5 protein-coding genes and 1 pseudogene are annotated in these 6,827 nt (G+C 60.9%); 2 read left to right on the top strand and 4 right to left on the bottom strand.

The window, feature by feature from the left end; all coding sequences use genetic code 11:
* Positions 1 to 1,287 (bottom strand): annotated as a pseudogene (locus tag KCG87_RS14175) (type IV secretion protein Rhs); the annotation flags it as partial.
* Between the two features lie 246 nt (positions 1,288 to 1,533).
* Between KCG87_RS14175 and KCG87_RS14170 the strand changes: the two are divergent.
* Positions 1,534 to 2,229, top strand: a complete 696-nt coding sequence (locus tag KCG87_RS14170; RefSeq protein WP_134785837.1) for an HAD-IA family hydrolase — start codon at positions 1,534 to 1,536, stop codon at positions 2,227 to 2,229.
* A gap of 79 nt (positions 2,230 to 2,308) precedes the next feature.
* On the opposite strand, the gene KCG87_RS14165 is transcribed toward KCG87_RS14170, so the two are convergent.
* Positions 2,309 to 3,055 carry a 3-oxoacyl-ACP reductase family protein gene (locus KCG87_RS14165; protein ID WP_134785838.1) on the bottom strand — a complete coding sequence of 249 codons (747 nt, stop codon included), beginning with the start codon at positions 3,053 to 3,055 and terminating at the stop codon, positions 2,309 to 2,311.
* A gap of 126 nt (positions 3,056 to 3,181) precedes the next feature.
* Here KCG87_RS14165 and KCG87_RS14160 point away from each other — a divergent pair, with 126 nt between their 5' ends.
* A complete protein-coding gene (locus tag KCG87_RS14160; RefSeq protein WP_098968494.1) occupies positions 3,182 to 4,108 on the top strand; it encodes a LysR family transcriptional regulator in 927 nt (308 codons plus the stop codon).
* A gap of 129 nt (positions 4,109 to 4,237) precedes the next feature.
* Here KCG87_RS14160 and KCG87_RS14155 read toward each other — a convergent pair whose 3' ends face one another.
* Entirely contained in the window at positions 4,238 to 4,966 is a 729-nt protein-coding gene (locus tag KCG87_RS14155) for an aspartate/glutamate racemase family protein (protein ID WP_027613303.1), read from the bottom strand.
* Between the two features lie 53 nt (positions 4,967 to 5,019).
* Positions 5,020 to 6,558, bottom strand: coding sequence for an NCS1 family nucleobase:cation symporter-1 (locus tag KCG87_RS14150; RefSeq protein ID WP_134785839.1), 1,539 nt, complete (start codon positions 6,556 to 6,558; stop codon positions 5,020 to 5,022).
* Between the last annotated feature and the right edge of the window lie 269 nt (positions 6,559 to 6,827).

Genomic DNA, 6,827 nt, shown 5'->3' with positions numbered 1-6,827 from the left:
GGCCTGGTTCGAAGCATCGTCGCGGGGTTCGTGACGCTCCATCCGGGTGGTGTTCCGCGACTTTTCCCGCGCCATCGGCGCCGGATTCGGAACACTCAGCACGACCGAGTCGGCCTGGCGAATGTTCAGAGGGATCGCGGGTGTCGGCTTCAAAGACACATTGCGTGCATTGACCATCAATGGCTTCAACGCGCCCGCGTGCTTGCTCAGATCCGCAGTGGAGGTCAGTTCGCTCAGGCGCAACGCCGATGCGGCCAGCCATTGCCGCGCCCGGGGCGACTTGATCTTGCTCAGCACCTTGCTGCTCAGTCGCACGGGCACGCCAACGCCGCCGGAAACGCGCATCAGCAGAAAACTGATCAACAACTCGACCCGGACTTCGGCCACTACTTCTGCCAGATACTGCGGCGGCAGCATCTTCAGCCAACTGGTGAACGCTGCCAGATGGATAAACAGCAACGGCTCGTCACTAAGGATCAGCAAGCCATTGGCGATAGCCTCGCTGGAGGCGTCGAGTAGCGCTTGCAGCTCGACATCGCTCAGGTACTGCAGGAGTTTTTCGCTGTTGGCCTGCAGGTCGGCGAGCAGGGCAAACAGCTGTTTAACGTCATCCCAGATGTCGTGCAGGGCTTTCTCGAAACCGCGCCAGTCGGCCTGTTGCAACTGCTGGTAACGATCAGCCAAACCGGCGCCGGAAAACTCCGCCCACAGCGGCTGAAACCCGTCCCACTCCTGGCGAAGCCAGACCTCCATCCCGTCCAGAATCTCTTCATAGGAGGCGTACAGCGCTTGGATATGGTCGGTGGAAACATCAGGAAAGAAGGTGATGCGGTAACGCTGGCCCCGGTCGCAGTCGCTGACTTCCAGAATGCCGCTCGGGCCGATGGTATGGCGCAGTGGTTCACCGAAACTCAATACCCCGTCGGTTTCGCCGATCACCGGTTCCAGCATCACCGGGGTATCGCCGATCGGTACGAACCGCGCCGCCTCGAACAGGTGCACCAGGGTCAACGGGCCGCTCGCGGGGCACATGACCACCGGGGTCTGGATCGGCTGGCGGGATTTGACCGGAGCGCTGAGGTGCACGTCGTCGCCGACCTTGAACACCTGCTCGACATCCAGTGCCGTACCCGTCCAGAGCTGCTCGGCCCAGGCCTCGTAGTTGTTCAGGCACAGGCGGAACTCGCGGATCAGCGTTTCGAAGTCCGGGTGTTGCGGGTTCAGGGCGGCAACCACCAGCAGGCCGATGCTGTTGTTCAGGGCCAGGAGCCGATCGGTTTGGAACATTCGCAAGCACTCGCGCACATGAAAGAGGTGCGCGGACTTTGCGGGGGATCAACATGGAAAGAAGTCGGGAAAGTAGGCGTTATCTGTAGGGCATTTCGCTAAATGTCAGCGAGTCATTCCACCGCCCGTAAACATTGCCCGTTGCTCAATGTCCGCTGGCCTCGCTATGCTGCTGAACCCATTAATCAGATCCGCGTAGCGGCGCCGTTTGGGCCGCCCGGGATGTTTTTGATAACGGATCCGATGATGAATGCACCGATGAAGACGTTTGGCCCGATCAAGGCCGTGATTTTCGACATGGACGGTTTGCTGCTGGACACCGAAGGCATCTACACCGAGGTCACCTCGCTCATCGCCGAGCGTTACGGGCGGACCTTCGACTGGAGCATCAAACAGAACATCATCGGTCGCGGGGCCAATGATCTGGCGAACTACGTGGTGCAGGCGCTGGATCTGCCGATCAGCGCCGAAGAGTTTCTGCTGATCCGCGAACCACTGATGCGTGAACGCTTTCCCAAGGCCCAGGCCATGCCGGGCGCGGAGGAGCTGATTCGTCACCTCAAGGCGCACAACATTCCGATCGCCGTGGGCACGAGTTCGTCGCGGCAGTCGTTCGGCCAGAAAACCACCTTGCACCGCGACTGGTTTGCCCTGTTCGATTTCATCGTCACCGCCGACGACCCGGAAGTTGGCGCAGCAAAACCGGCGCCGGACATCTTTCTCACCGCCGCCCGGCGTCTGGGTGTAGCGCCTGAAGACTGTCTGGTCTTCGAGGATTCGCCGTTTGGCGTCACCGCCGCGAAAGCGGCGGGAATGACTGCCATTGCGATTCCCGACGCGGCCATGGCCGATGAAAAATACGCGCATGCCGACGGGATTCTGCGCACGCTCAAGGCGTTCACCCCGAGTGCCTGCGGTTTGCCGGCGCTGGAATGGGCTTGATCAGCCAATAAGCGCCGATAAAAAAACGCCGCCCTCTGTAAGGAGGCGCGGCGTTTTTTGTATCCGGGATTCAGCGCAATCAGGCGCCAAAACCACCGTCGATGGTCAGGCTGGCACCGGTGATGTAACCGGCTTCCGGGCCGACCAGATAAGCGACGAAACCGGCGATTTCATCGGCGGTGCCGTAACGACCGACGGCCATCAGCGGGATCAGGCTCTCGGCGAAATCGCCATGGGCCGGGTTCATGTCAGTGTCGACCGGGCCGGGCTGCACGTTGTTGATGGTGATGCCGCGCGGGCCCAGATCACGGGCCAGGCCTTTGGTCAGGCCGACCAGTGCCGATTTGCTCATCGCGTACACCCCGCCACCGCCGAAGGGCATGCGGTCGGCGTTGGTGCTGCCGATGTTGACGATGCGCGAGCCTTCGCCCATGTGTCTGGCGGCTTCCTGAGACGCGATGAACACGCTGCGCACGTTGATCGCCAGGGTCTGGTCGAAGTCTTCCAGTTTGAAGTCTTCCAGCGGCGCGATGGCCAGGACGCCGGCGTTGTTCACCAGAATATCCAGGCGGCCAAAGGCTTCGACGGTGGCGCTGACAGCATTGCGGATTGCGGCTTCATCGGCGCTGTCGGCCTTGATCGCCAAGGCTTTGCCGCCGCTGGCGGTGATGCTGTTCTGCAACTCTTCGGCCTTGGCGGTGGAGCTGACGTAGGTGAATGCGACAGCGGCGCCTTCGGCGGCCAGGCGTTTGACGATGGCGGCGCCGATACCACGGGAACCGCCTTGAATCAGAGCGACTTTGCCGCTGAGGTGTTGAGTGGTCATGTTCGATCTCCAGAAAATTCAAGGCGGGGTGCCTTGTTGTTGGAGCCGAGTATCGGCCTCGCATCGACAACCGTGTAGACCATGATTGCTATAGTCTGTGTAAACCAGAAGTTTATAGTGGCGATCATGGAAACTTTCAGCAGCATCGAATGCTTCGTGCGCAGCGCCGAAGTCGGCAGCTTTGCCGAAGCCGCCCGGCGCTTGAGCCTGACCCCGGCCGCCGTCGGCAAGAGTGTGGCGAAGCTCGAGGTGCGGCTCGGTGTACGGCTGTTCCAGCGTAGTACACGCAGCCTGACCCTGACCGAGGCCGGTCAGCTGTTTTTGAGTCAGGTCAGTGGCAGTCTGACGACGATTCAGAATGCGGTGGCCAATCTGGCGAGTGTGGAAGGGCTGCCGGCGGGGACGTTGAAAGTCAGCATGGGCACGGTATTCGGGCGCTTGTACATCGTGCCATTGCTGCAAGAATTTTTACGTCGGTTTCCGGCGATCAACCCTGACTGGCATTTTGATAACCGTCAGGTCGATTTGATTGGGCAGGGTTTCGATGCGGCGATTGGCGGCGGCTTTGAATTGCCCCAAGGCGTGGTCGCACGCAGATTGGCACCCGCGCATCGTGTGTTGGTCGCATCTGCTGACTATCTGCAAAAGCAAGAAGCCATCGCCGAACCGGATGACCTGCAACGTCACGATGGCATCCTGATTCGTTCGCCGCAAACCGGTCGAGTGCGCTCCTGGCAGTTGATCAGTGGCCGCAGTCAGCTCTGTCAGCCCTTGAGCCTCAAGACGCGAATGACCATGAGCGACTCCGAAGCCGCCTGCGCCACGGCAGCGCAAGGTCTGGGGATCGCACTGGTCAGCATGCCGTTTGCCGTGGGTTACCTCGAGGCGGGCACGTTGCAGCGGGTGCTGCCGGACTGGTACATCGATGACGGCAATATTTCGATCTATTACGCCGAGCATAAATTATTGCCGGGCAAGACTCGGGCGTTTGTCGATTTTGTGATTGAGCAGTTTGCGCAGCAGGGGTTGGCTCGGCGGTTCAGTGCTTTCTGAGCAAGACGTGGCACCGAGTTGACCCATTCGCGAGCAAGCCCGCTCCCACATTGGATCTGTGGCGTTCACAAATCCAATGTGGGAGCGGGCTTGCTCGCGAAGGATACGACTCGGTATTCGTCTGTGAACTCAGCGAGCAAACCGCTCCGCCCAGCCAATGATCTGCTTCGGCCGTGGCGTCGCGTAAGTCCGCACCTTGGACGTCGACAACCCCAGCCGCACCAGCGATTCAGCAATGGTCACCGCCGCCGTCACGCCATCCACCACCGGCACCCCGGTGCGGCGACGAATCTGTTCATCCAGCCCGGCCATGCCGCCGCAGCCCAGACAGATCACTTCGGCCTTGTCCTGGGTCACCGCCAGTTCCGCCTGCTGCACGATGGCTTCCAGTGCGCGCTGTGGTTCGTGCTCCAACTCCAGCACCGCAAGACCACTGGCCCGCACCGAGGCACAGCGATCCCACAGGCCCGAGAGTTTCAGTCGATCCTCGATCAGCGGCACGGTGCGATCCAGCGTGGTCACCACCGAATAGGCGTGACCGAGAAACATCGCGGTACTGGCGGCGGCGTCGGTGATGTCCACCACTGGCACGTTGAGCAGTTCCTGCAAACCTTCGCGACCATGCTCGCCGTAACCGGCCTGAATCACCGCGTCGAACGGTTGGTCGTAGGACATCACCCGGTCCATCACGGCGATGGCCGCCAGGTAACTTTCGAAATTGCCTTCCACCGAGTCGGCGCCGAAGAACGGTGTCAGGCCGACGATCTCCGTACCGGGAGACGCGACGGCCTGCGCCGAGCGGGCGATGGCCTGGGTGATGGATTCGGTGGTGTTGACGTTGACCACAAGAATACGCATGGGAAGTCCTTATTGCGGGCAGTTCAGCGGCCCAAATCCGGGCCGCAAGGAAGTTAATGGCTGACGTTGTCGACGGCGATCGATTCGCCACTGACGTCGGCGTAGTGCGGCTGACGTTTGGCGATGATCAGGTAGAGCATCGCGGCAATGCCGGCGCCCACCAGCCAGGAGAACGGCGAGATGCTGTGGAAGCCCGGCACCAGCGCCAGGACGATGGCGATCAGCGCTGCCGGAATGAACGCCGCCACCGCGCGGAAATTCACTCCACGGCTGTAGTAATAGGCGCCGTTGGGGTCTTCGCTGTACAACTGCGGGACGTTGATCCGGCCTCTGCGGATCAGCCAGTAGTCGACCATGATCACCCCGTACAGCGGGCCGAGCAGGGCGCCGAGGCCGGAGAGGAAGTACACGATCACCAGTGGGCTGTTGTAGAGGTTCCACGGCAGGATCAGCACGGCGATGGTCGCGCTGATCAGCCCGGCGCGGCGGAAGGTCAGGTACTTCGGCGCCAGGTTGCTGAGGACGAACGCCGGGGCGACGAAGTTGGCCATGATGTTCACCGCCACGGTGACGATCAGGAACGCCAGGCAACCCAGTACCAGGAAAAACGTGTTGGGGATCGAAGCGATGATTTCGGTCGGGCTTTCGATGATCCGCCCGTTGATCTGAAATTGCGCACCGCAGAGCAGGACGGTGATGGCGGCGAATACCAGTATGTTCACCGGCAGGCCCCAGAAATTGCCGACCTTGATGGTCTTGCGGCACGGCGAAGAACGCGCAAAGTCACAGAAATTCAGGATCAGCGTGCCGTAGATCGCCAGCCACAAGGCGCCGCCGGCAAAGATGTTGCGCCACATTTCGCCACCGCTCAGCGGTTCGCGGATCGACCAGGCAATGGTCGCGTTGGCCTGGGTGTACATCCACGCGGCGAGGGCGGCGACGGTCAGCAGAATCACCGGGCCGGCAAAAGCCTCGTAACGGCGAACCATTTCCATGCCGTAGGCGAGAATCGCCAGCTGCACGAACCAGATCGCTACGAAGCACACCCAGCCCAGCGTCGACAGGCCGAGAATCGAGTTGTGGTCGTAATCGGCGAAACCGGGGTGAATCGCCGTCAGCAGCACGCGAAACACCACCGACGCCAGATACGTCTGAATGCCGAACCAGGCGATGGCGATCACCGCGCGAATCAACGCCGGAATCTGCGCGCCGTGGATGCCGAAACTGATCCGGCTGATCACCGGAAACGGCACCCCGGTTTTCTGCCCCATGTAGCCGGACAGGTTCATGAAGAAGTACACCAGCGCCGCGCCGATCCCCAGCGACAGCAGAATCTGCCAGCCCCCCAGGCCCAACGCATACAGCCCGATGGCGAACGAGTAGTTGGCGATGTTGTGCACATCGTTGGTCCACAGGGCGAAGATGCTGTATTTGCCCCAGCGCCGACCTTCGGCGCGGGTCGGTGCCAGGTCGCTGTTGTGCAGGCGTGGGCTGAGTTGTAACGGTTGAGCCAGACCCGCGTCGGGCAATGGCTGGTCGAGGGCAGAGGCGGGCAGATTCAGCGCGATGTTGTTGGAGAGACTTGTACGCATTCCGGCAGGCTCCTGATGGGCGGGGCCGCGATGACTGTGCATGAGCTCAGTGCTCGACAAATCTTCGTCGCGGCCAGCAGACATCACTGGTTACGGGGCATCTGCAGCCTGTACGGGATAGGGCGCTTCAGGCTTGCGGATCGAAAGTGTGGATTGATGTTTTGCAGTTTTGTATACAAAACATGTATGCACCAAAGCCAGATCTGTGCCAGTCAGCGATCTATGGAGCGCTGTGCTCATTTCGAAAAGTTATCGATGAGCGCTAAGTG

It is taken from the genome of Pseudomonas sp. MWU347 (genome assembly GCF_017947305.1).
Taxonomy (GTDB): domain Bacteria; phylum Pseudomonadota; class Gammaproteobacteria; order Pseudomonadales; family Pseudomonadaceae; genus Aquipseudomonas; species Aquipseudomonas putida_A.
This window is presented reverse-complemented; position numbering and strand designations above follow the sequence as displayed.

Bases quoted from the DNA above. Each gene is read 5' to 3' on its own strand.
- KCG87_RS14150 (WP_134785839.1), bottom strand. From the start codon at position 6,558: ATGCGTACAAGTCTCTCCAACAACATCGCGCTGAATCTGCCCGCCTCT.
- KCG87_RS14165 (WP_134785838.1), bottom strand. From the start codon at position 3,055: ATGACCACTCAACACCTCAGCGGCAAAGTCGCTCTGATTCAAGGCGGT.
- KCG87_RS14160 (WP_098968494.1), top strand. From the start codon at position 3,182: ATGGAAACTTTCAGCAGCATCGAATGCTTCGTGCGCAGCGCCGAAGTC.
- KCG87_RS14170 (WP_134785837.1), top strand. From the start codon at position 1,534: ATGAATGCACCGATGAAGACGTTTGGCCCGATCAAGGCCGTGATTTTC.
- KCG87_RS14155 (WP_027613303.1), bottom strand. From the start codon at position 4,966: ATGCGTATTCTTGTGGTCAACGTCAACACCACCGAATCCATCACCCAG.